19 protein-coding genes are annotated in these 22408 nt (G+C 69.3%); 8 read left to right on the forward strand and 11 right to left on the reverse strand.

The genetic code is table 11. The annotated features are described in order from the left end of the window. The first annotated feature begins 23 nt into the window (after positions 1–23). Together HPO96_RS26860 and HPO96_RS26865 are read left to right on the forward strand one after the other, a co-directional pair. Positions 24–1619, forward strand: a complete 1596-nt coding sequence (locus tag HPO96_RS26860; protein WP_337796823.1) for a PucR family transcriptional regulator — start codon at positions 24–26, stop codon at positions 1617–1619. Between the two features lie 41 nt (positions 1620–1660). Next, positions 1661–2458: a MerR family transcriptional regulator gene (locus tag HPO96_RS26865; RefSeq protein ID WP_171677118.1), complete on the forward strand. Its 798-nt coding sequence runs from the start codon at positions 1661–1663 to the stop codon at positions 2456–2458. Here HPO96_RS26865 and HPO96_RS26870 read toward each other — a convergent pair. The 4 genes from HPO96_RS26870 to HPO96_RS26885 all read right to left on the reverse strand — a co-directional run bounded on the left by HPO96_RS26870 (position 2455) and on the right by HPO96_RS26885 (position 6424). Continuing rightward, a complete protein-coding gene (locus HPO96_RS26870; protein ID WP_171677119.1) occupies positions 2455–3105 on the reverse strand; it encodes a nucleotidyltransferase domain-containing protein in 651 nt (216 codons plus the stop codon). The genes HPO96_RS26865 and HPO96_RS26870 overlap by 4 nt on opposite strands. A 33-nt stretch (positions 3106–3138) precedes the next feature. Further along, complete coding sequence (locus HPO96_RS26875) at positions 3139–3954, reverse strand: NAD-dependent epimerase/dehydratase family protein (RefSeq protein WP_171677120.1); 816 nt, start codon at positions 3952–3954, stop codon at positions 3139–3141. Positions 3955–4679: 725 nt separating this feature from the next. Then, positions 4680–5627: an electron transfer flavoprotein subunit alpha/FixB family protein gene (locus HPO96_RS26880; protein ID WP_171677121.1), complete on the reverse strand. Its 948-nt coding sequence runs from the start codon at positions 5625–5627 to the stop codon at positions 4680–4682. A gap of 14 nt (positions 5628–5641) precedes the next feature. Further along, positions 5642–6424, reverse strand: coding sequence for an electron transfer flavoprotein subunit beta/FixA family protein (locus HPO96_RS26885; RefSeq protein WP_171677122.1), 783 nt, complete (start codon positions 6422–6424; stop codon positions 5642–5644). Between the two features lie 302 nt (positions 6425–6726). Here HPO96_RS26885 and HPO96_RS26890 point away from each other — a divergent pair, with 302 nt between their 5' ends. Both HPO96_RS26890 and HPO96_RS26895 read left to right on the forward strand, forming a co-directional pair. Further along, on the forward strand, positions 6727–7530 hold the full coding sequence (locus HPO96_RS26890) for a DUF2382 domain-containing protein (protein WP_171677123.1): 804 nt from the start codon (positions 6727–6729) through the stop codon (positions 7528–7530). A 608-nt stretch (positions 7531–8138) separates the two neighbouring features. Further along, positions 8139–8762 carry a class I SAM-dependent methyltransferase gene (locus HPO96_RS26895; RefSeq protein WP_337796842.1) on the forward strand — a complete coding sequence of 208 codons (624 nt, stop codon included), beginning with the start codon at positions 8139–8141 and terminating at the stop codon, positions 8760–8762. Here the strand turns inward: HPO96_RS26895 and HPO96_RS26900 are convergent. The 6 genes from HPO96_RS26900 to HPO96_RS26925 form a co-directional block, all read right to left on the reverse strand. Then, complete coding sequence (locus HPO96_RS26900; protein ID WP_238355541.1) at positions 8759–9394, reverse strand: hypothetical protein; 636 nt, start codon at positions 9392–9394, stop codon at positions 8759–8761. The genes HPO96_RS26895 and HPO96_RS26900 overlap by 4 nt on opposite strands. A 196-nt stretch (positions 9395–9590) precedes the next feature. Further along, on the reverse strand, positions 9591–10442 hold the full coding sequence (locus tag HPO96_RS26905) for an acyltransferase (protein WP_171677126.1): 852 nt from the start codon (positions 10440–10442) through the stop codon (positions 9591–9593). Between the two features lie 17 nt (positions 10443–10459). Further along, positions 10460–11434, reverse strand: a complete 975-nt coding sequence (locus HPO96_RS26910) for a class I SAM-dependent methyltransferase (protein WP_171677127.1) — start codon at positions 11432–11434, stop codon at positions 10460–10462. A gap of 1 nt (position 11435) precedes the next feature. Next, positions 11436–12215: an enoyl-CoA hydratase/isomerase family protein gene (locus tag HPO96_RS26915; RefSeq protein WP_171677128.1), complete on the reverse strand. Its 780-nt coding sequence runs from the start codon at positions 12213–12215 to the stop codon at positions 11436–11438. A 90-nt stretch (positions 12216–12305) separates the two neighbouring features. Continuing rightward, a complete protein-coding gene (locus HPO96_RS26920; RefSeq protein WP_171677129.1) occupies positions 12306–13349 on the reverse strand; it encodes a Gfo/Idh/MocA family protein in 1044 nt (347 codons plus the stop codon). Continuing rightward, positions 13346–14368 (reverse strand): Gfo/Idh/MocA family oxidoreductase, encoded by a 1023-nt coding sequence (locus HPO96_RS26925; RefSeq protein ID WP_171677130.1) that lies wholly within the window; start codon positions 14366–14368, stop codon positions 13346–13348. The genes HPO96_RS26920 and HPO96_RS26925 overlap by 4 nt, the downstream gene beginning before the upstream one ends. A gap of 167 nt (positions 14369–14535) precedes the next feature. Here HPO96_RS26925 and glgX point away from each other — a divergent pair, with 167 nt between their 5' ends. The 4 genes from glgX (at position 14536) to HPO96_RS26945 (ending at position 19207) form a co-directional block, all read left to right on the forward strand. Continuing rightward, complete coding sequence (gene glgX / locus HPO96_RS26930; RefSeq protein ID WP_337796824.1) at positions 14536–16632, forward strand: glycogen debranching protein GlgX; 2097 nt, start codon at positions 14536–14538, stop codon at positions 16630–16632. Between the two features lie 94 nt (positions 16633–16726). Next, positions 16727–17479, forward strand: coding sequence for an SGNH/GDSL hydrolase family protein (locus HPO96_RS26935; RefSeq protein ID WP_171677132.1), 753 nt, complete (start codon positions 16727–16729; stop codon positions 17477–17479). Positions 17480–17519: 40 nt separating this feature from the next. Then, positions 17520–18344: a MerR family transcriptional regulator gene (locus HPO96_RS26940; protein ID WP_171677133.1), complete on the forward strand. Its 825-nt coding sequence runs from the start codon at positions 17520–17522 to the stop codon at positions 18342–18344. Continuing rightward, positions 18344–19207 carry a transglutaminase-like domain-containing protein gene (locus HPO96_RS26945; RefSeq protein WP_171677134.1) on the forward strand — a complete coding sequence of 288 codons (864 nt, stop codon included), beginning with the start codon at positions 18344–18346 and terminating at the stop codon, positions 19205–19207. Before HPO96_RS26940 ends, HPO96_RS26945 begins: the two co-directional genes overlap by 1 nt. 67 nt (positions 19208–19274) lie before the next feature. Here HPO96_RS26945 and HPO96_RS26950 read toward each other — a convergent pair whose 3' ends face one another. Next, complete coding sequence (locus tag HPO96_RS26950) at positions 19275–22349, reverse strand: BTAD domain-containing putative transcriptional regulator (protein ID WP_171677135.1); 3075 nt, start codon at positions 22347–22349, stop codon at positions 19275–19277. Between the last annotated feature and the right edge of the window lie 59 nt (positions 22350–22408).

Below are 22408 nucleotides of genomic sequence, written 5' to 3' on the forward strand. Positions count from 1 at the left end.
CTGTGCGGATGCACAATGACTGGGTGACCAATCGACCGCGCGCCAGCTTGGGCCGGGTCCTGGACGACCTCGGCGCGACCCTGCTCGAGCTCGTCGCCGGCGACCCGGACCGTCCGGACGAGATCGGCGGCGTCGTCATTCACGACCCGCTCGACGACCCGGTCCTGCCGCAGCACGCGCTCGTCCTCGGAGTCGGTCTGCACGACCCCGAGGACATTGCTCGCACCCTGCGGGAGCTGGGACGGCAGCAGGTGGCCGGTCTGGTCCTGCGCAGCCCGATTGCGGCCGACGCCCGGATTGTCGACGCTGCGACGGCGTCCGGGGTCGCCGTACTCGGTCTGACCCGGGGAGCGACGTGGGACCAGCTCGGCGTCCTCCTGCGATCGGTACTCGAGGTGGGCGTTGCTGACCAGGAGACACTCGGCGGTCTGCCATCTGGGGACCTGTTCGCGTTGGCGAACGCCACTGCGGCCCTACTAGATGCTCCGGTCACCATTGAGGACCGGAGCTCGCGGGTGCTCGCGTTCTCCGGTCGGCAGGACGAGGCCGACACTGCGCGGGTCGAAACCGTTCTCGGCCGGCAGGTCCCCGAGAGGTACTCCCGGCTGCTTTCCGAGCGCGGAGTGTTTCGGGAGCTCTACCGAACCGACCAGCCGGTGTACGTCGCACCCATGCCGGCTACTGGGCCCGAGGTCGCGATGCCGCGGGTGGCGGTCGCCGTACGGGCTGGTGACGAGGTACTCGGCTCGATCTGGGTCGCCGTCCGCGCGCCGCTGAGCGCCGAGCGTTCCGAGGCGCTGCAGGACGCCGCCAAGCTCGTAGCGCTGCACATGCTGCGCATTCGGGCCGATGCGGACGTCGAACGCCGTCTGCGAGCTGACCTGGTCAGCACGGCGCTGGAGGGTGGAGCCGAGGCGCGGGAGGCGCTCGACCGGCTTGGGCTGGCCGATCAACCAGTCGTCGTGCTGGCGCTCGCCGTACCGGCATCTGTCGACAGCGCCGCTGGTGTGGCGACAGAGCGGCAGCGGCTGGCGGATGCGTTCGCAATGCACCTCGGTGCGGTTCATCCGCGGTCAGCAGCGGCGTTGCTGGGTGATGTCGCCTATGGGCTGCTGCCACTGGACAGCGAGGAGCGAGCCGCCCAGATCGCTGCGGACTTCCTGGACCGCATCGGCGATCGGGCCGGTGCGACGATCGGAGTCGGGCCGGCGGTTCGGGAGAGCAGCCGGCTGCCGCACGCTCGTGCTGGCGCTGACAGGGTGCTGCGGGTGTTGCGGTCGGGTACGCAGCGGGTTGCGCGGTTGGCCGACGTACAGGTCGAGACGCTGCTGCTCGAGCTGCGCGATCTGATCGAGGCGCGCGGCGATCAGCCGACCGGGCCGATTGCCCGGCTGATCGACTACGACCGCGCTCACAACACACCTCTGGTCGATACGCTGCGGGCCTGGCTCGACGCCTTTGGGGACGTCGGCGCGGCGGCTGCGGCGACGTACGTCCATCCGAACACCTTCCGCTACCGGCTGCGGCGGCTCGCCGAAGTCGGCGGCCTCGACCTCACCGATCCGGACGCCCGCTTCGCTGCGATGCTGCAGCTGCGCGTCGTCGCGCGGAGCCGGTGACTTGCAGCTGACACGATGTCAGGCGGTTCGCTGGAGGCACCATGTTGAGTATCGGAGACCTCGCCCGCCACACCCGTATCTCGGTGCGGATGCTGCGGCACTACGACGCACTGGGGCTGGTCGTGCCCGAACACGTCGACCCGCACACCGGGCACCGCTGGTACGCGGTGTCGCAGATCTGGCGGGTGGACAGTCTGATCGCGCTGAAGGAGCTCGGCTTCACCTTGGAGCAGTGCGGCGTCCTTCTCGACGAGCAACTGCCGGTCGAGGAGCTACGCGGCATGCTGCGGCTACGGCACGCCCAACTCGAGCAGCGGATGACTGCGGACGCGGACCGGCTGACTGAGGTCGAGCGGCGACTCCGATCGATCGAAAGAGGACTGACCATGACGAACGGCACTCTCACCCTCGGACCACTGCCGGCCATCCGTTTGCTGCACCTGCAGACCGAGGTGAACGACGAGTCCGAGATCGGCGGCGCAGTCGATGCCCTGAGCACCGAACTGGATGCGCTGCAGCTGACCGGCCAGCGAGTCCACACGTACTTCGGAGGCCCGGACAAGATCGAGGTGTCAGTCGGAGTCGCCGTCGCGGCCACTGCGACGGCATCCGATGGTTTGACGCTGACCGACGTACCGGCCGTGCCAGAAGGCGCCACGGTGACTTACCGCGGCCCGGCTGAGGGCATCGGCGACACCTGGCGGACTCTGGACGTCGCACTCGATGAGCAGGGCTTGGAGTCGTACGGCATCTACCGGGACATCCGTCTGGACACCTCGGACCCTGATGAGGTCGTGGTGGAGCTGCAGGCCGCCGTCCGACCCGCAGGGAGTTGCTAGAGGCGCTCCAACCAGGGGTGGCCCGGGTGCAGGTGCTCGACCATCTTGGCCAGCCACGTTCGCTGTTGGTCGCTGAGGAACGGCAGCGTCGTCCGTAGGTCGTGTTCGTCCTTGGCGCGGGCGGCTTTGGCCTTGTAGGCCAGTACCAGCTCCGGGTTCAGGTAGCGGACGCCGTCCGGTGCCAGCCAGGTGATGTCCGCCAGGGCGAAGTCGAGCTCCCGGTCCCGCCGGAAGACCCAGCGACCGTTGCGCTCCGGGTTGATGATGACGTCGAACTCCCACGGCGCGAGCGCATGCTTGCGCAGCCAGATCTGCTCGGAGGTGGCGGGCTGCTCGGGCGCCTCATCCGTGAGGGGCCTGAGCTGCCCGCTGTCCTGCGACCAGAGGTGGTAGCGATCCTTGAGGTGCAGCCGGAGCATCTCGATGTCCCGCCGCCAGAGCGACAGATCGACGTCCCCGTGCGGACGACGGACCCCGGTGAACGCTTCGAGCGCCCAACCGCCGGCAAGCCACCACTCGCCGCCGTACCCACGCAGCATCGCCAACGCATCCGTCGGCGTCGACCGCTTCCAGGGGCCGTATCTGCGCTGAAATTCGAGCTCTTCGGCGTCCAGACCGTCCTCGTACCAGAACCGTTCCTCATCCATCCGCCGATCCTCACACAGCAGGCGGCGGAGGACTTACTGACGCCAGGTGGAGCGATGCTTCCAGCCGAGCACCTCACCGGCTCGGCGGGAGCTGAACAGGGCGGCGTGCCCGTCGAGTACCTCTGTCGCGCGCGTATCGGGTGACCAACGGGCCAGGAGGTCGGCAGTTGGCTCGTGGCGGCCGGTGTCCTCCGCGGCGATCACGAGTGCTTCGAAGCGCTGCGCCTCGGGGCGCGGGGCCAGGGCGAGCACGCAGGCGCGAGCAGCTTCGCCGAGGTCGACGTAACCCCATAGGTTGCGGCGATTCGCTGCCGGCGGCGCGTCGGCGACGTATTCACGGACTTCGGCCGCGGTGAGAATCCAGTGCAGGCGTAGCGCCGTCACCTGCATGCCGCGCCGGGCGTACATCGCTCCGGTCCGCTCCAGGATGTCCTTCGTCAGCGCGTACGGGTCGACGTACGCGAGCGGCGTGCTCTCGTCGACGGGCACTTCGGCGACCGTCAGCTCCTCAGGCGCCCACGCCGTCCCGTAGATCGAGCCGCTCGAAGCCAGCACCGCCGTCCGAATCCCCTGCCCCCACGCCTCCTCAAGCGCGTTGAACGTCGACATCACGTTGTTGTGCACCAGCTCAGCCGGTACGACGTTCTCCGGGCTGGCAATCGCCGCACAGTGGACGATCGCATCACAACCAGCCAGCGAACGCCCAACCCCCACCCGATCCCCCAAATCAACCTCAACCACCCCACCCGGCCTGACGTCAACCGGCACGACCTGATGGCCGGCGACCAAGAGCTGGCGGCAAACTTCAGCCCCCAACTTGCCCGCCGCGCCACTGACCCAGATGCGCATAAGCCGGAGCGTAACCCGGCCCCAGCTCCCGGACGAGCCAAGCGCGAGGCGGCTGGGGCAGGCAGGTGGGATGCGGCGGCCGGTGGGCTGCCGCAGGTAGCCAACGCACTCGACTGGCACAGGCAGCTCGCGCCGGCGGCTGGGGCCGGGAGGTGCGGGGCAGGCCGTGGGTTGGGGCGCGGGCGGCTGGCGGGCTGACGCAGGTGGCTGGCACGGGCGGCTGGGCGGGAGGTGGGCTGCGGGGGCGGGCGAGGCTGGGCTGCTCGGGTCACCGGCGTGAGCGGCTGGCACACAGGTCGAAGGCACAGGCAGCTGGCACCGGCGGCGGGCGTGGGCCGGTGGGCGGAGCGCGCGCAGGCGACCGGCACGGGGCTGGGCCGGCAGGTGGGATGCGGGGGTGGGCTGGCGCGGGTAGCTGACGCCGGCGGGCGTGGACTGGGACGGGTAGCTGACGCAGGTGGCTGGGCCGGGGGGTGCGGTGCAGCCGCGCGGGTTGGGGCCGCAGGGGCGGGCGCGGGCGATCCGGCGCAGGGGCGAGCGGGGGTGGGCTGGCGCAGGTAGCAGGCGCAGGTGGCGGACGGGTGCGGGCTGATACGGGGGGGTAGGGGCTGGCGCAGGTTGCGGGCGCGGCGGGTGGGGTGTGGGTGGGTATGGGTTGGGCCCGGCTCTGGGAGGAGCCGGGCCCGGTGGTGGCGGCCTGGAGAGGCGGCCGCTGGTGGTGCGGGTTAGGACTTGCGGTTGGTTACTTCTTGGGTGGCGGTGGGGAGGACTTTGTGGAGGTCGCCTACCACGCCGAAGTCGACCAGTTCGAAGATGGGGGCTTCGTTGTCTTTGTTGATGGCGACGATGGTCTTCGAGGTTTGCATGCCGGCTCGGTGCTGGATGGCGCCGGAGATGCCGGCGGCGACGTAGAGCTGGGGGGACACGGTTTTGCCGGTCTGGCCTACCTGGTACGCGTGCGGGTACCAGCCGGAGTCGACGGCGGCGCGGGAGGCGCCGACGGCGGCGCCGAGGGAGTCGGCGAAGGCTTCGACGGGGGCGAAGTCGCCGCCGGTGCCGCGGCCGCCGGAGACGATGATGGCGGCCTCGGTCAGCTCCGGGCGGCCGGTGGCGGCGCGGGGCTTGGAGTCGGTGATCTTCGCGGTCTTGGCGGCGTCCGAGATCGTGACGTCGAACTCCTCGACCTCCGGGGAGGTCTCGGCGGCCTCGGGGGTCGCGGCGTTCGGCTTCACGGTGATGATCGCGGTGCCCTTGGTGATCTTCGACTTGACCGAGTAGTTGCCGGCGAACACCGACTGCGTCGTGACCGGGCCCTCCTGGACGTCGACCGCGTCGGTGATCAGGCCGGACTCGAGCTTGACCGCCAGCCGGGCGGCGATCTCCTTGCCCTCGGCATTCGACGAGATCAGGATCGCGGACGGCTCGATCTTGGCCGCGACCTGCTGCAGAGCCTCGGCCTTCGGGGCCACCAGGTACTGCGACAGCTCCGGGTTGGTCAGCGCGATCACCTTGGTCGCGCCGTACTGGCCGAGCGCCGGCAGCGCGGCCTGGGCGCCGTCGCCGATGAAGACCGCGACCGGCTCGCCGAGCCGGCGAGCGATGGTGAGGAGCTCCGCGGTCGTCTTACGGACGGTGCCGTCGGTGTGGTCAACGAGAACCAGAACGTTGGACATGACTGACTCGCCCCTCAGAGGAACTTGTTGGTGGACAGGAACTCGACGAGCTGAGCAGCGCCGCTGCCGTCCTCGTCGGTCACGATGGTGCCGGCCGTGCGCGCCGGGCGGGCGGTCACCTCGACCACCTCGGTCCACGAGGACGCGCCGCCGACCTGGTCGGCGGACACCTCGAGGTCGGCCAGCGTCCAGGTCTCGACCGGCTTCTTCTTCGCGGCCATGATCCCCTTGAACGAGGGGTAGCGCGGTTCGTTGGCCTGGTCGGAGACGCTCAGCACCAGCGGCAGCGTGCCCTCGACGGTGTCACTCGCGGTGTCGCCGTCGCGGCGGATCCGGACGGTGTTGCCGTCGACGGTGACCTCCGAGCCGAGGGTGACGGCCGGCAGGCCGAGCCGCTCGGACACCATCGCCGGGACGACGCCCATCGAGCCGTCGGTCGAGCCCATCCCGAAGACGACCAGATCGGCCTCGAGTTTGGCCAGCGCCTTCGACAGCACCAGCGAGGTGGCGACCGCGTCCGACCCGTGGATCGCGTCGTCGAGGACGTGGACACCGGCGTCGGCGCCCATCTGCAGACCCTTCTTCACCGCGTCGGCGGCCTGCTCCGGGCCGACGGTGAGGATGGTGACCTCGGCGTCGCCCGCCTCTTTCACGGTCAGCGCGGTCTCGACGGCGTACTCGTCCAGTTCGGACAGCAGGCCGTCCACACCGGCGCGATCCACCGTGTTGTCCTCGGAGCGGAAACGGCGATCCGCCGTGGCATCCGGCACGAACTTCGCGCAGACGACGATCTTCATAGCGTGTTGGACCCCTTCTGGTTAACGGTCTCTCCAAGCGTGCCACGGATGTTACTCGCGAGAAACATAACTCCCGTGCGAGTCCCATCACACCTGGGGGCGGACCTCAGGCTATCGGGTCGCCCAGGGCGCGGTCTGCGCCCCTGGACCGAGGCGTCGGACACATCCGGGCCGGGTCGGGCGACCGGTATCCGAACGATTCGCGGTCGCCTTCGGTGATCGGGTGTTTGCTCCCCGCGACGCCGGGCACCGGCCGGGTCGTTAGTTGCTACGCGCAAACAACACACACGGGGTTGATAACGATGACCATGCAGGGAATCGAGAATGTCGTGGGCGGGACGGCGTACGACGCGGCCGGGGACAAGGTCGGGTCGGTCGGCAATCTCTACGCCTCCGACAGCACCGGCCGCCCGGAGTGGGTGACCGTGAACACCGGGTTGTTCGGCAGTAAGCACACGTTCGTCCCGCTGGACGGCGCACATGTCGAGCAGGACGGGCTCCATCTGGCGCCGACGAAGTCGAAGATCAAGGACGCGCCGCGGATCGACGCCGGCGGGCACCTCTCCGAGGGGGAGGCGTCGGAGCTCTACCGGTACTACGGCGTCCAGCTGCCGCAGGGCGCGCCGGGCCGTGACCGGACCGCTCGGGGTGGGATGGCTTCGGACGGGATGGGTCAGGACGGCGTGCCGCGGGACGGGGCGGCCGACGCCGGTAGGACAGCCGGCGACGGGTCGATGATCCGCTCCGAGGAGCAGCTGCATGCGGGAACCGAGACGGTCGAGTCGGGCCGGGTCAGTCTGCGCAAGTACGTCGTCACCGAGGAGCAGCAGGTCACTGTGCCGGTCAGCCATGAGGAGGTTCGTGTTGTGCGCGAGCCGGTGGCGGACGGCGAGGGGCGGGCGGCGCAGATCGGCGAGGAAGAGCGGGAGGTCGTGTTGCACGAGGAGCGACCGGTTGTCGGGAAGGAGACCGTCGCCGTCGAGCGCGTCGGGCTCGAGACCGAGACCGTGCGCGGCGAGGAGCACCTCACCGAGACCGTCCGCAAGGAGCAGGTCGAGGTGGAGGGTCTCCCCGAGGACCTCGACGGCAAACACAAGAAGCACTAGTTCCTCCTTTCCAACGGCGGTGTCCGGGCTGGGCGGGCCCGGACACCGCCGTTTTCTGTTGGACGATCCGGGGCGTGGGTGGGTGGAGGCCGGCGGGGACTTCGGCGGTGGGCGCGTCGGCGGCGCCGGGAAGGGAAAGACGAAGGGGGGCTCGCCTGAGCGGCGGAGGCGAGGTGTGGGGTGGGGCCGCCACCTGGTGGGACCGGGCGTGCGGAGGCAGGCGTGGGTGGGTGGAGGCCGGCGGGGACTTCGGCGGTGGGCGCGTCGGCGGCGCCGGGAAAGGAAAGACGAAGGGAGGCTCGCCTGAGCGGCGGAGGTGTGGGTGGGGTGGGCAGGCGGGCGGGAGTGGGCAGGTGTGGAGGGTGGCGGGGCGAGCGTGGGCAGGTGTGGAGGGTGGCGGGGCGGGAGTGGGCAGGTGTGGAGGGTGGCGGGGCGAGCGTGGGCGGGTGGGTGGGGGCGGGGGTTGGGGGTGTGTGGGTGGGGTGTGTTTAGGTGGCGGGGTGATTGAGCCGTTGGGGTTGACTGGGGAGCGGACTGCGCCGGGGATTTGGCATGAGAACTACTGGTTTGCGCGGCATGAGGCGGCTTATCGGTGGGTTGTGGCGGAGGTGTTGCCGGGGGTGGGTGGGCGGTTGTTGGAGGCGGGGTGCGGTGAGGGGTATGGGGCGGAGATGTTGCGGGCCGCGGGTGGCGGGCGGGTGGTTGGGCTCGACTATGAAGATACGACTTTGGGGCATGTGCGCCGGGCTTATCCACAGGTGAATGTGGTGCGGGGGAATCTGGTGCAGATGGGGTTTGCGGCGGGGAGTTTCGGGGGGCTGACGTCGTTGCAGACGATCGAGCATTTGTGGGAGCAGCCGCGGTTCGTCGAAGAGTGTGCGCGGGTGCTGGCGCCGGGTGGGACGGCGGTGCTGAGTACGCCGAACCGGCTGACGTTCCCGAGTGGGAACTGGTATCACACGCGGGAGCTGACGGCGGCGGAGTTCGTCGAGCTGGTCGCGGCCGAGTTCGAGGTGACGCACGCGTTGGGGTTGCACCACGGGCCGCGGTTGCGTGCGTGGGAGGCGGCGTCCGGGTCGTGTGTGGACGCGCAACTGGCGGCCGAGCACGACGAGTGGGGCCCGGAGTTGCGTGAGCTGGTGACCAGGACGCGGTACGACGACTTCGAGATCAGGCCGGGCGACCTCGACGAGTCGCTCGACCTGATCCTGGTCGCGAAGGTCCCCGGTTAGGGACGGACGAACTTCTCGATGATCTTGCCGGCGATCAGGTAGACCAGGGCCGCGATCCCCCAGTTCACCAGGAGGGTGTTCTTCGCGGTCTCCAGCCGGAACAGGTCCCGGAACGGGCCGACCAGGTCATGCCCGCGCTCGAGCACCCAGCGGACGATCTCGTTGCTCTGGTTGGTCTGGTCGAGTGCGGTGAACAGCGCGCCCAGCGCCAGCAGCGCGGCTGCGAGCACCGCGATCAGCCAGATCAGCGAGGCCAGCAGGTTGCGCAGCTTGCGGACCCCCGCCCCCGCCGCGCCCAACGCCTGCTTGCCTGCCGCGGCCTTGCTCGCCGCGGCCTTGCTCGCGACCGCACCGGACGCCGGTTTCGGCGGCGCGCTCGAGGCCGCGGAAACCCGGCTGACCGGCTTGGTCACCGTCGTCTCCTCGGGCTTGCTCTCCGGTCCGGCGGACGCTGCCGCCTGCTCACGCGCCTTCTGCTCCGCGACGATCTCGGCCGCGGTCTTCGGCTTGGCGGTCTTGGTCGCGGTCGCACCGCTGTTCACGTCGTCCGGCGGGGCCGCCTCGGTCCCCGTCACCTTGTCGTCCTTGCCCACGTCGCCCATCTCCTCAGCCGGGGTCGGTTCCTCCTCCACACCCGGGACCGGGGCAGCCACTTTCCTCCGGCGGCTGACCGGCACCGGACGCGGCGACAGCCTGCGCCGGGCGCCCGCGATCGGGGCCGGTGCCGCTGTCGTGCCGTCCACTGCGCGCATGTCCTCACTTGTCGAATGCCCACCGGACGGCGTTTCAACCGGCCGCCCGGCCTCGGATCCGTCGGACCTGGCGTGCTCAGCCACGCTGCGTCTCCTCTCCGACGGCCATCCGGTCGTGCGGGACATAGTGCCCGACTGGTGAGTAACTTGAGAACCCCTCGGCACCTTCTTCGTCATCGCCGGCAGTCGGTGTCACGGTGACCTGAGGTGTCGCGGGCAGTACTGGAACAGGTGCGGCCGGCCCGGACCCGGCCGTCGCGCGCAACTGCGCGGCGGCGGCCGCGTTCTCCTCCGCGAGCCCGGCCAGGTAGGCCCGGCGAGGCGCGTCGGCGGCGTACCGGGTGGTGCGGTCGGCGACGACGACGGCCGGCACCCCGGCCGCGACGGCGTACGCAGGAATGTTGCCACGGGCAACGCTGTTGGCGCCGATCACCACGCCGCGGCCGATATCGGTTCCGCGGGTGACGGTGACTTTGGTGGCCAGCCAGCAGTCCGGGCCGATCCGGACCGGCGATTTCACCAGGCCCTGATCCTTGATCGGCAGCCCGAGATCGTCGGTCTTGTGGTCGAAATCGCAGATGTAGGTCCAGTCCGCGATCAGGGTGGAGGCGCCGATCTCGACGTCCAGGTAGCAGTTCACCGTGACGTCGCGGGCGAACACGACCTTGTCCCCGATCCGCAGCGTGCCCTCATGGGCGCGCAGCCGGGTCTCGTCACCGAGATGGACCCATTTGCCGAGGACGATCCGGCCGTGGCCGCGCCGGGCCACGATCTCCAGATGCTTGCCCAGGAAGACGAAACCCTCGGTGACGACCTGCGGGTGCCGGAACTTGAACCAGGCGAACCGCCAGTACCGCTTCAGGTAGTACGGCGTCCACGCCCGGTGGCGCACCACCCAGCGCAGATTCGCCACCGACAGCAACCGCATCTACGTACCCTACTGCGTCATTCCTTCCCCACCCCACCGCCCCGGACAGGGGCAACCCCAGTAATAGAGACGTTGTAGTACAGCTCGTCGGGCACGACGTTCGCCAGAACCTTGTCCACCTTCGACAACTGCAGCCACGACTTGTAGGCGAACATCCGCCAGCCGAAACCGAGTTTCTGCTCCGGTACGGCGGCCTCGAACGTCCGGATCGGCCAGCCCAGCCAGGCCGCGGTCAACTCCTCGGTCACCGTCTTGACCTCGACCGCACCGGCGCGCGTCGCCATCCGGGCCAGCGTGTCCGGGTCGAAGGTGTGCAGATCGACGACAGCTTCGAGCGCGGCCGCGCGGGACGACTCGTCGAGCTCGGCCTGCGGACGGCGCCAGCCGGACAGCGCGGGCAGCTTCGTGACGTTCGTGGTCGCCCACCAGGTCAGCCGGGACAGGCGGCGGGCGATGAAGTCGCCGTACCGCGTGGGCTCACCGCAGATGACGAATCGGCCGCCGGGCTTGAGCACGCGCAGCATCTCGCGGAACGCGAGCTCCACATCGGGAATGTGGTGGATGACGGCGTGCCCGATGACGAGGTCGAAGGTGTCGTCGTCGTACGGGAGTTTCTCGGCGTCGGCGACGCGGCCCTCGATCGCGAAGCCGAGCGTCTTGGCGTTCTTCTTCGCGGCCTCGACCATCCCCGGGGACAGGTCGGTCACATGCGCCTCGTCCATGACGCCGGCCAGTTTGAGGTTGAGCGTGAAGAAGCCGGTGCCGGCGCCGATCTCGAGCGACTTGCCGTACGGCCAGCCCTGGTCGCCCGCGACATCGGTGAACCGGTCCCGGGCGTAGGTCACGCAGCGCTCGTCGTACGAGATCGACCACTTCTCGTCGTACGTCGCGGCCTCCCAGTCGTGGTAGAGGACCTGGGCGAGTTTGTTGTCGTTCCAGGCGGCCTCGACCTGCTCGGCGGTGGCGGCGGGCTTCTCGGCTGAGGTGGTCATGTCACTGTCCTTTAAAGGCGGCCTTACCCGGGCCGTTCTCGACGAAAGACTTCATTCCGGTACTGCGGTCCTCGGTGGCGAACAGGGCCGCGAACTGCTGGCGCTCGATCTCCAGGCCGGTGGCGAGATCGACGCCGAGGCCGGCGTCGATCGCCTCCTTCGCCGCCCGCAGAGCCAGCGCGGCGCCGTTCGCGAACTGCGCGGCCCAGGCGACCGCGGCGGTGTACACCTCGGCGGCCGGGACGACCCTGTCGACCAGGCCGATCTGCAGCGCCTCGGCGGCGTCGACGAAGCGGCCGGTGTAGATCAGATCCTTGGCCTTGGACGGGCCGACCAGGCGGGACAGGCGTTGCGTACCGCCCGCGCCGGGGATGATGCCGAGCAGGATCTCCGGCTGGCCGAGCTTGGCGTCGTCCGCGGCGATCCGGTAGTCGGCGCAGAGCGCGAGCTCGCAGCCGCCGCCGAGCGCGTAGCCGGTGACGGCGGCGACGGTCGGCTTGGGGATTGCCGCGACGGCGGCCAGCGACGACTGCAGCGGGCCGGAGCGCTTGACCATGTCGGCGTACGACATGTCGGCCATCTCCTTGATGTCCGCGCCGGCGGCGAAGACCTTCTCACCGCCGTACACGACCACCGCGCGGACGTCGTCGTTCGCGGCGGCCTCCAGAGCGGCGGCCCGGATCTCCTCCTGGACCTGGACGTTCAGCGCGTTCATCTTCGGCCGATCCAGCCGGATCGTCCCGACCCCGTCACTCACGGTCAGGTTGACGAACTCACCCATACCTAGTGCTCCTTCGCTGGTCCTACCGGCGGGTCACATCCCCGGAACCGTACCAGCCCCGCTGCCTGGGGCAGCGGGGAGGAGAGACGCCTACAGGTCCACAGGCTGGCCCGAGAGTGCGGAGCGGCGGGCCGCGTCCACGATCCTCAAGGTGCGGAGGCCAACGTTGCCGTCCGGCTGCGGGACCACCGCGGGTGGTTTGCCGGCTACCGGCGGGCCGGCGGTGCGGACGGCGTCCAGGAAGGTGTCGAGGAGGGACTCGTCGAGGTTGGGGCCGATCCCCAGGAACACCTCGCCATTGGCGTCCGTTCCGGTGAGGTGCGGGAGGAAGGGCTCGATTTCGACGGAGCCGTTGGTGCCGGTGACTTCGAGCGAGACGCCACCCCAGGTGGGGCCGTTGTCGGGGACGGACCAGGAGCAGTCGATGGTGGCCAGGAGGCCGTTGTCGTAGGTGACGGTCACCAGGCCACCGGTCTCTACGGCGACATCCTTGTCCTGGTGCAGGATGCGGTTGGAAGCGGCGTAGACGCGGGTTGCGGAGGCGCCGCCGGTGAGGCCGTCGATCAGATCGGCACAGTGCACGGTGTGGTCGACCAACGCGCCGCCTCCGGCCAGAGTCGCGTCGGTGAACCACTGGCGCGAGTCGTAGGGGATCTTGCCGTTGTTGGTGCCCAGTACGGCGAACACGTCACCTAGCCGACCGGCCTCGACCATCGCGCGCAGGCGAAGGTACGACGGCGCGAAGCGCACCGGGTAGGCGATCATCAGGATCGACCCGGCTGCTGCGCAGGCAGCGAGCATGGCCTCGCCGTCCGCCACCTCAGTTGCCAGCGGCTTCTCACACAGGACGTGTGCGCCGGCAGCGGCGGCTCGTTCGACCAGTGCGCGGTGGCCGGCGTTTTCCGACGTGACGACGACCGCATCTGGTCCCCACGCGAACAGTTCGTCGTACGAGTCGACGTACGGCACTCCGAGCTCCGCAGCGAACTCAGCACCGCGCGGACCGGCGTCCGGCGCCGCAGCGCCATCCGGGTCGGCTGACAGCACCTCGACGTCCGGCATCTGTCCCAGCAGCCAGGCGTACGACGCAGCATGCGTGTGCGCGAACGAAGCGATTGCAACCTTCAGAGTCATGCCACCGCTCCTGACGAGGTGAAGGACTTCATGTCGATGGTCTGACCGGATTCCATGGACGCCCGCGCCGCCTCAGCGAGGTAGACCGCCGCAGCGCCGTCCGCACCGACCACGCGGGGCTCCGGCCCGCCACGCAGCCCGATTGCCAGCTCACGAAGCTGTGTCAGATAAGGGCTCTCCCCCAGCGCGTTCTCCGGGATCAGCAGGTCGACGTCGCCGCCGCCCTCCTGCAGCTCCTCGATGAAGCCGGTGTCCGCACTGGACGTGTGCTTCAGCACGCCGGATGCACCGGCGAGATGGAAGCCGGTCCGGAACGGCGTCCCCGGCACACCCCAGGTCGCACGGCACAGCGAGACCGCACCGGACTCGTGCGTCAGTGTCACGTGTGCAGCGACGTTCACCGGGCTGACGCCGTCGACAGTCGGCGGGTTCTGCACGGCGTACACGCTGGTGACCGGGCCGCACAGCCACTGCGCCTGGTCGAGGTCGTGCACCATCAGGTCCATGATGACGCCGCCGGAGCGTGCGACGTCGCGGTACCAGTCCGACCCGGCCGGTGACGATGCCTGCCGGAAGAACCGCGCTACGGCGATCGGGCCGATCCGGCCTTCGTGCACCGCGTCGTACGCCGCCTTGTACTCCGGGAAGTAGCGGACGACATGCGCCGGGTAGACCTTCACCCCGGCCGCCGCGGCCGCGGCCATCACCTCGTGCGAGTCGGCCGCGGTGAGCGTCAGCGGCTTCTCGCAGATCACGTTCTTGCCGGCGGCGATCGCGGCCAGCGTCAGCTCCTTGTGCGTCGGCGACGGCGTGACGATGTCGACGAACTCGGCCTGGGCGAGCACTTCGTCCAGTGTCGGCGCCACCTCCAGGCCGTACTCCTCGGCCAGCGCCTCGGCGCCCTCGACCGAGTGCACCAGGATGCGCGCTCCGAGCGCCTTCCACGCCGCGACATGGACGTGGGCAATGTTGCCCGCGCCGATCAGGCCAACAGTCAGATCGGCCAGCTGTTCCGCCATGAGACCCTCACTTGAGTCCGGAAAGTTTGTCGTAACTTAGGAACGATCCTTGCGTATCATTGCGCACAGACGATCGCAACCACCGTCTCATGAACACAACCCTGTCAGTTGGGGCCGACGCACCCCACCATCCCACCGGCCACGGAGGTCTTGTGCAGAATGTGCCGGTGACCGAAGCGACCGCCGCCCCGCCCGCCGCCGGGCCCTCCGATGAGCCCGGGCCACGGCTGGGAGCAGTGGTCCACACCGATGGGACGACGTTCACGCTGTGGGCGCCCGCGGCCGAACGAGTCGAGCTGGCCCTGGTCGCGGACGACGGCAGCCAGCGCAACCTCGACCTGGCCCACACCGGCGAGTTCTGGACCGGCTTCGTGCCCGGTGTCGGCCCGGGGCAGCGCTACGGCTACCGCGTGCACGGGCCGTTCGACCCGGCGCACGGTCTGCGGTTCAACCCGTCCAAGCTGCTGCTCGACCCGTACGCGCGCGCGGTCGACGGAGAGCTCGACTTCGCGAACCCCCTGATCTACGACTCGTCGGACGGCGACTCCGCCGGCCACGTCCCGGTCAGCGTCGTAGTGGCCCAGTCCGAGCCGCCACCACCGATCTGCAAACCGGTGCACTGGGGCGAGACGGTCATCTACGAGCTGCACACCAAGGGCTTCACGAAGCTGCACCCCGACGTACCGGAGCACCAGCGCGGCACGTACGCCGGTCTGGCGCACCCCTCGGTCATCAACTACCTGACCGAGCTGGGTGTCACGTCGGTCGAGTTGCTACCGATTCACCAGTTTCTGACCGAGCCGGCGATCGCTGCGCGCGGCCTGCCGAACTACTGGGGCTACAACACCCTCGGGTACTTCGCGCCGCACGCGGCGTACTCGTCGGCCGGCTCCCGTGGCGAGCAGGTGGCCGAGTTCAAAGCGATGGTGGCCGCGTTCCATGCCGCAGGCATCGAAGTGATCCTGGACGTGGTCTACAACCACACTGCCGAGGGCGGCTTCGACGGCCCGACGCTGAGCTTCCGCGGGATCGACAACCGCGCCTACTACCGGCTGGGCCACGGCGGCACCATGTACGACGTCACCGGCACCGGCAACTCGGTGAACACCTCGCACCCGCAGGTCCGGCAGCTGATGATGGACTCGCTGCGCTACTGGGTCGAGGAGATGGGCGTCGACGGTTTCCGGTTCGACCTGGCCGTCACGCTGGTCCGGAACGAGCGTCACGAGGTCGACCTGGTCGATCACCCCTTTCTGTCCGAGGTCGCGGCCGATCCGGTGCTCAGCACCGTCAAGCTGATCTCAGAGCCGTGGGACATCGGCAACTTCGGCTACCAGGTCGGCAACTTCGGGACGCCGTGGTCGGAGTGGAACGGCAAGTTCCGCGACAGCGTTCGCGACGTCTGGCGGAACACCTCCGACGGCGTGAAGGACCTCGCCTACCGGCTGTCCGGCTCCAGCGACCTGTACGGCGACGACGGCCGCTACCCGTATGCGTCGATCAACTTCGTCACCGCGCACGACGGCTTCACCCTGCGCGATCTGGTCAGCTACGACCACAAGCACAACGAGGCGAACCACGAGGACAACCGGGACGGCACGGACGACAACAGGTCCTGGAACTGCGGAGTCGAGGGTGAAACCGCCGACGGCGAGGTCGTGGCGCTGCGGAAACGCCAGATGGCCAATCTGATGTCGACACTGATCCTATCGACCGGCGTCCCGATGCTGACCATGGGCGACGAGTGCGGGCGCACCCAGGGCGGTAACAACAACGCTTACTGCCAGGACAACGAGATCTCCTGGTTCGACTGGGCTCTGCCCGAGCAGTGGGCCGACCAGCTCGCCCTGACCAAGAAGCTGATTGCACTGCGGGCAGCGCATCCGACACTGCGGCAGTGGCACTACTTCTCCGGGCAGCCGGTCGTACCGGGCGGCCGGAAGGACCTGTCCTGGATCGCGCCGCACGGCGGTGAGATGACGGATGCCGACTGGCACGACGGCAGTCTGCGCACGATCGGCATGTTCCTGGCCGGGGACGCGCTGCGGGCGCTGGACGCCGAGGGGAACGCGCTGACCGACAGCTCGTTCCTCCTGGCGCTGAACGCGACGCCGGAGGTGCGGAACGTCGTCGTCCCGGATGCGTCCTGGGCGCCGGGGTACGAGGTGGTGCTGGACACCAGCAACAGCTTCGTCACCGAGGTGGAGGCCGGTGCGACCGTACCGCTCCCACCGCGCTGTTTGGTGCTGCTTCGCGCGCTCTGACTGGGGCGGCGGGGCGGGGAAGGAATCTGGCTAGCTTGTTAACCTTCGCCTTGTACCTTCTTTGGTCACCTGCTGTTAACCCATGGGGGGACCAATGTTCTTTCGGCAACGGACTACGCCGATCGGCGCGCTGCACCGCGCGATCATGCGCTGGGGTGAGGCCGAGCGGACCAGCTCTCGCCTCGCTGTCCAGCGCTGGCTCGACGGCGTCGCGTACGTCGACGTCCAGGCCCGTACGTACGCCGACTACTGGACGAAGCAGAACACGCAGGCCCTGGCTGCCGACGGCCCGCTGTGGGTCGTCCTCGGCGATTCGACTGCACAAGGCCTCGGTGCGTCCTCCCCACTGCACGGCTACGTCGGCCAGGTCCTGAACGCCCTCCGCCGTACCGGAAGCCCTTGGCGCGTCCTCAACCTGTCCCGCTCCGGCGCACAGACCAAACACGTGCTGGACGACCAGCTCCCACTCCTCGACGGCATCCGGCCCGCCCTGGTCACCTGTGGCATCGGCAGCAACGACATCCTCGCCACCCCACCGAAGCGCTTCCGCGATCACCTCCGTGAAGTGATCGAGCGGTTGCCCTCTTCAGCCGTCGTCATGGACCTGACCGTTCCGGACCGCCTGTGGCGCGTCGGCGGCGCAGTCAGCCCGTACGTCTCCGGCATCAATCAGCACATCAGTACGACGGCTGCCGGGCGCGGTCTGCCCGTCGCTGAGGTCTCCCGGCACGCTAGGCCCCCGTGGCGCGGCATGCTCGCCCCCGACAACTTCCACCCCAACAACCTCGGCTACCGCCGGCACGCCGACGCCCTGCTCGCGGCACTCCCGAGCGGCGTCCGCAGCTAGTTCTTTACTCTCCCCCTGGGGCAGGGGGTTTGATGTTCGGGTGTTGACGATCAGTGAGTTCGGACGGCGAGCTGGGCTTTCCCAGAAGGCTCTGCGGCTGTACGACGTGTCCGGGTTGCTCCCGCCGGCCCGCGTCGACCCGGCCAACGGGTACCGGTTCTACGACGAGGAGCAACTGGATCGGGCCCGGCGGATCAGCGTGCTCAGGCAGCTGGAGATGCCACTCAGCACGATCAGCGAGGTGCTGGCCTGTTCCGACGCGGACGCCGTCGTTCGGCTCGACCGTTGGTGGGCGGCCGAGGAGGCCACGACTGCGGCGCGGCGAGCGACGCTGGAGTACCTGCGTGGCCGGTTGAATCGCACCGGCGTCCCGGAGCTGACACCGCGGCCGGTGCTGGTACGCGACGTACCGGAGACGAAGATCGCCTCCATCCGGGCCGAGACGAACCAGCAACTGCTCGTCGGTGTGATCGTGTCGGCCACCGACGAGATCGCCTCCTATCTGACTGCCGCGGGCGCGCAGCGGACCGGTGAATCGTGGGTGATCTACCACGACCCGATCACCCCCGAGGGCGAAGGCACGGTTGAGATGTGCGTGCCGTTCACCGGTTTGGTCGACCCCTCCGGGGCAATCGCGATCCGGGTCGAGCCTGCGCACCAGGAGGCGTACTGCACGATCACGATGGACGAGTGCGCGTTCCCGCGGATCATGCATGCCTACGACCTCGTCTTCGACTGGGTCCGGTCCGCCGGCCGTCCGGAAGCCGGGTCGCCACGTGAGGTCTACCGGCCCGACTGCCACCTCCTCCCCCGTGACGCACCGGCCGTCGACATTGCCCTGCCAGTGATCGAAAGGACAGCCTGATGGACTACATGCGGCAGACGCCGTACAGCGATCCTGGTGCGCACGCGCACCTGTTCGACGCCCTCCCCGACGACATTCCCGCGATCGGCGCCGTCGTCCGCAATCTGCTCATCCACTACCGCGGCGGCGGCATCGAGTTCACCGGCGACCGCCTGGCCGAGATCGACCACCGGTGGGTCTCAGCCATTCTCGGCACCGACCAGCGTCGCAACAGCAGCCCGCTCGCGGTCCCCCGTCAGCCTGTCGACCGCGTGGTCGGTTGCTGTCGCGACTACACCCTCCTCTTCGTCTCCGCCTTGCGCCACAAGGGCATTCCGGCCCGCAGCCGGATCGGATTCGCGGCGTACTTCGGGCCGGGATTCCACTACGACCACGTCGTCGCCGAGTACTGGAACGGCGACCGCTGGGTGCTGACCGACCCGCAGCTCGACCCGGCCGCGGACCACGGCTTCGACGCACTGGACATGCCGGTCGGCCCGTTCCTGTCCGCGGCCGAGGTCTGGCTCGACACTCGTGCCGGACGCCGTGATCCCGACACGTTCGGCGTCGAGCCCGGCTCGCCGTACGGCGGCGCGTGGTTCATCAACAACTACGTCTACCTGCAGCTCGCCCACCTGTACGGCGACGAGACGCTGCTCTGGGACGTCTGGCCGGCGCACACCGCACCCGGCGTCCCGAGCACTCCTGACCGGACCGACGAGGTAGCGAACCTCTTGCTGGCCTTCGAACAGCCGCAGGCGGCGGAAGCGCTTGCGGCCGGCTACCCGGAGTGGGGGCCGGCCGGCAAGGTCTATCTGATGTCGCCCAGCGGCGCTCCCGAGCGCTGGGACACGATTCCTTCAGAAGTCGCGGGACTGCATTGAGCTCAACCCCTTCGGTTCGACGATGCTCGTTCGTCGAAGAGGTTCGCAGTGGCCGCCTACACGGCGCCTACACGTGGAGCCAGGCCGCTTCCCAGGCCGGCGGCCGGTAGCCGGTGGCTTGCTGCAGGTCGACGGCTTTCCGGGCGCTGAGCGTGGCAGCGGCTTCGTCACCCGCCACCAACTGGAGGCGGCTGAGCAGGGCCAGGCTGGTGGCTTCGGCGAGCCGTAGACCGTAGCGGTGCGCGGTTTCGAAGGCGGCGGTGGCGTGCATGGTGGCCGGTGCCAGCTGGCCGCTGTCGTAGAGGGCCGCGGCGAGGCCGATCTGGGCGATGACTCCGGCGCGAAGCTCACCTGAGGTGCGGGCAAGCTCCAAGGCGTGGCTGTGGAGGGCTACTGCTTGCAGGTGCGCACCGCGGCGGCGCTGTACGACGCCGGTCACGTTGCTGCAGTCGATCTGGGCGGCTGGGCTCCGGATCTCGCGGGCCAGCTGCAGTGCGTCGGCCGCGTACTTCGCGGCCTGGTCGAGCTCATCGAGGTCGCAGCTGAGCTCAGCCAGGCCGTACAGCGCGTAGGCGACCGACAGGTCCTCACCGATCTCCCGGGCGAGTTGGAGCGACTGGGCCAGCTCCACAGCCGCACCGACGGCGTCGCCGAGTCGGTGCAAGCACTGTCCGAGCGTGAAGGTCGTGTGCGGCGTCCCAGTGGAGCCACGCACCGCCTGCGCCTCGCGTAGCTGCTGAACGGCCCCGGTGAGGTCGCCGGTGTAGAACATCACCGTGGCCAGGTTGGACAGCTTGGTCGCGCGGCTGACCGCAGCGCCCGATGCGAGGTCGAGGGCACCGCCGTGCTGGAAGGCCTCGATCGCCTCCGCGTACCGGGCCTGCGAGGTGTAGAGCACGGCCAGGTTGTTGAAGACTGGCCCGTTGTCCTGGTCCTTCCCGACCGACCGGCGCAGCGCAATCGCTTGCTGGTAATGCGATTCCGCCAGCTGGAACTCAGCGCGGTAGCTGTGCAGTACGCCGAGGCTCAGGTGCTGAACGGCCTGTACGTCGACCGTCCCCGCCTCCTCCGCCGCAGCGAGACCAGCGCGGGCGAGGCGCTCCCAGTCGTCGTTGTGACGGCGCGCCGCGAAGTAGCCGCGCAGTGCATCGGCAATGTGCCAGGTCAGCTCGACCGGCTCGGTCACCTGCTGAGCAGCGGCCACCAGACCCGCGCGCTCGTCGTCCAGCCAGGCCAGCGCGGCCGCATGATCCGCGAACGGCGGAACGTCGCCGTACGACCGCGGCAGCCTGCGAACCACCGGGTAGAGCAAACCGGCCGCGTGGTCGACCCGGGCGATCTGGTACTCGACGAGCCCGCGTACCGCGGCACTGGCAACCGCTGGCCCTTCGGTCGCCCGAGCCTGCTCAGCGGCGTACAGCCGGAGGAGGTCGTGGAACTGGTAGCGACCGGGCAGGTAATGCTGAATCAGGCTGGTAGCGGCCAGAACCTCCAGCAGACGCTCGGCTTCGGCGTACGTCGTCCCGAGCAGGACAGCTGCGGACTCCGCAGTGAAGTCCGGCCCCGGGATCGTGCCCAGCAGCCGGAAGGTTCGCGCCGCGGCCGGATCGAGCCCGCGGTACGACAGGTCGAACGCAGCCCGGACGGCGTCGTCCCCCGCAACCTGCAGCCGGCTGAGCCGATCACCAGCGCGCAACTCGTCGACATAGCCAGCAATCGACCGCTCCGGGTGCAGGCTCAGGTTGGCTCCAGCGATCCGCAACGCCAGCGGGAGCCGGGCACACAGCTCGACGAGCTCGGCAACAGCCACAGCGTCCGCAGCCACGCGCTCCGCACCGAGGACTGCGGTCAGCAACGCCGTACCGGCATCAGCTGTCAGCACAGGTAACTGCAGCCCATGCGAACCGTGCCGTACCGCCAGCGGGCGGAGGTCCTGCCGACTCGTCACCAGGACGGCGCTGCCCTCCGTACCGGGGATCAGATCCTCAACCTGCGCCGCCCCAGCCGCGTCGTCGAGCACAAGCAGCACCCGACGACCAGCAAGACGTGCCCGCAGTGCAGCCGACCGCGCCGACGCGCCACGTGGGATGGCCGTCCCAGCCACGCCAGAAGCCAGCAGCAACTCCCCCAGTACGTCGGCAGCGTCGCGACCACCGCGCTGCGCGCCATCGAGCCGAACGAACCACTGTCCGTCCGGAAACGACTCCCGCACCCGGTGCGCGATCCGCACGGCCAGAGTCGACTTCCCAACCCCAGCACCGCCGTGGATCGCCACGACCGGCACCGAGTCACCCGACAGCCGCTCAGCCAGCTCGTCGACCACCAGATCGCGGCCGACCACCCCGCTCGCCTCCCGTGGCAGTTGGTACTGCGGCTCCCAGCTGTCCACAAGGCGTACTGCGGGCGCCTGGCTCAGCTCGGTGACACCCTCCAGCACCTCCCGCTCAAGCCGCCGCAACTCGGGCCCAGGCTCGACAGCGAGCACATCCGTCAACAGCCGCCGTACAGTTCGATACGTCTCAAGCGCCTCAGCCTGCTGCTCCGACCTGTACAGCGCGATCATCAGCTGCGCCCAGAACCGCTCCCGCAACGGATGCTCACCGGTCAGCACCCGCAGCTCGGCAATCAGCGCCGCATGCCGCCCCAGACTCAGCTCAGCATCGATGCGTTGCTCCAACGCCTGCAAGCGGCTCTCGGCCAGCGCAGGCACGAAGTCACGCCGCAGCGACTCCCCCGGCACATCAACCAACGCCGGACCGCGCCACAACGCCAGCGCATCGGTCAGACACCGCGCCCGCACCCCGGCGTCCGCCGTCCGATCGGCGTCCCGGATCAGCGAGTCGAACCGCTCGACATCCAGCTCACCCGGCTCGACCACGATCCGATACCCACCGGGCACAGTCTCGATCGGACTCGCCGAACCCAGCGCACTCCGCAGCCGGACCACCTGAACCTGCAACGCCGCCTTGGCCTTGGCCGGCGGCGCCCCATCCCACACCCGCTCGATCAGCTCATCCACCAGCACAACAGAGTTGGCCCGCAGCAACAACGTCGCCAGCACCGTCCGCTGCCCACCGGGCCGGACCTGCAGCACCGCGCCGTCCGCCACCACCCGCAACGGCCCCAGCAGACTGAACTCCACCGCCGTACGATCCCACGAAAAAGGACGACCCCGCCTGGTGAGGCAGGCGGGGCCGGTTT

Origin of the sequence: Kribbella sandramycini, assembly GCF_013131805.1 — a bacterium.
In the GTDB taxonomy this organism is placed as follows: Bacteria; Actinomycetota; Actinomycetes; order Propionibacteriales; family Kribbellaceae; genus Kribbella; species Kribbella sandramycini.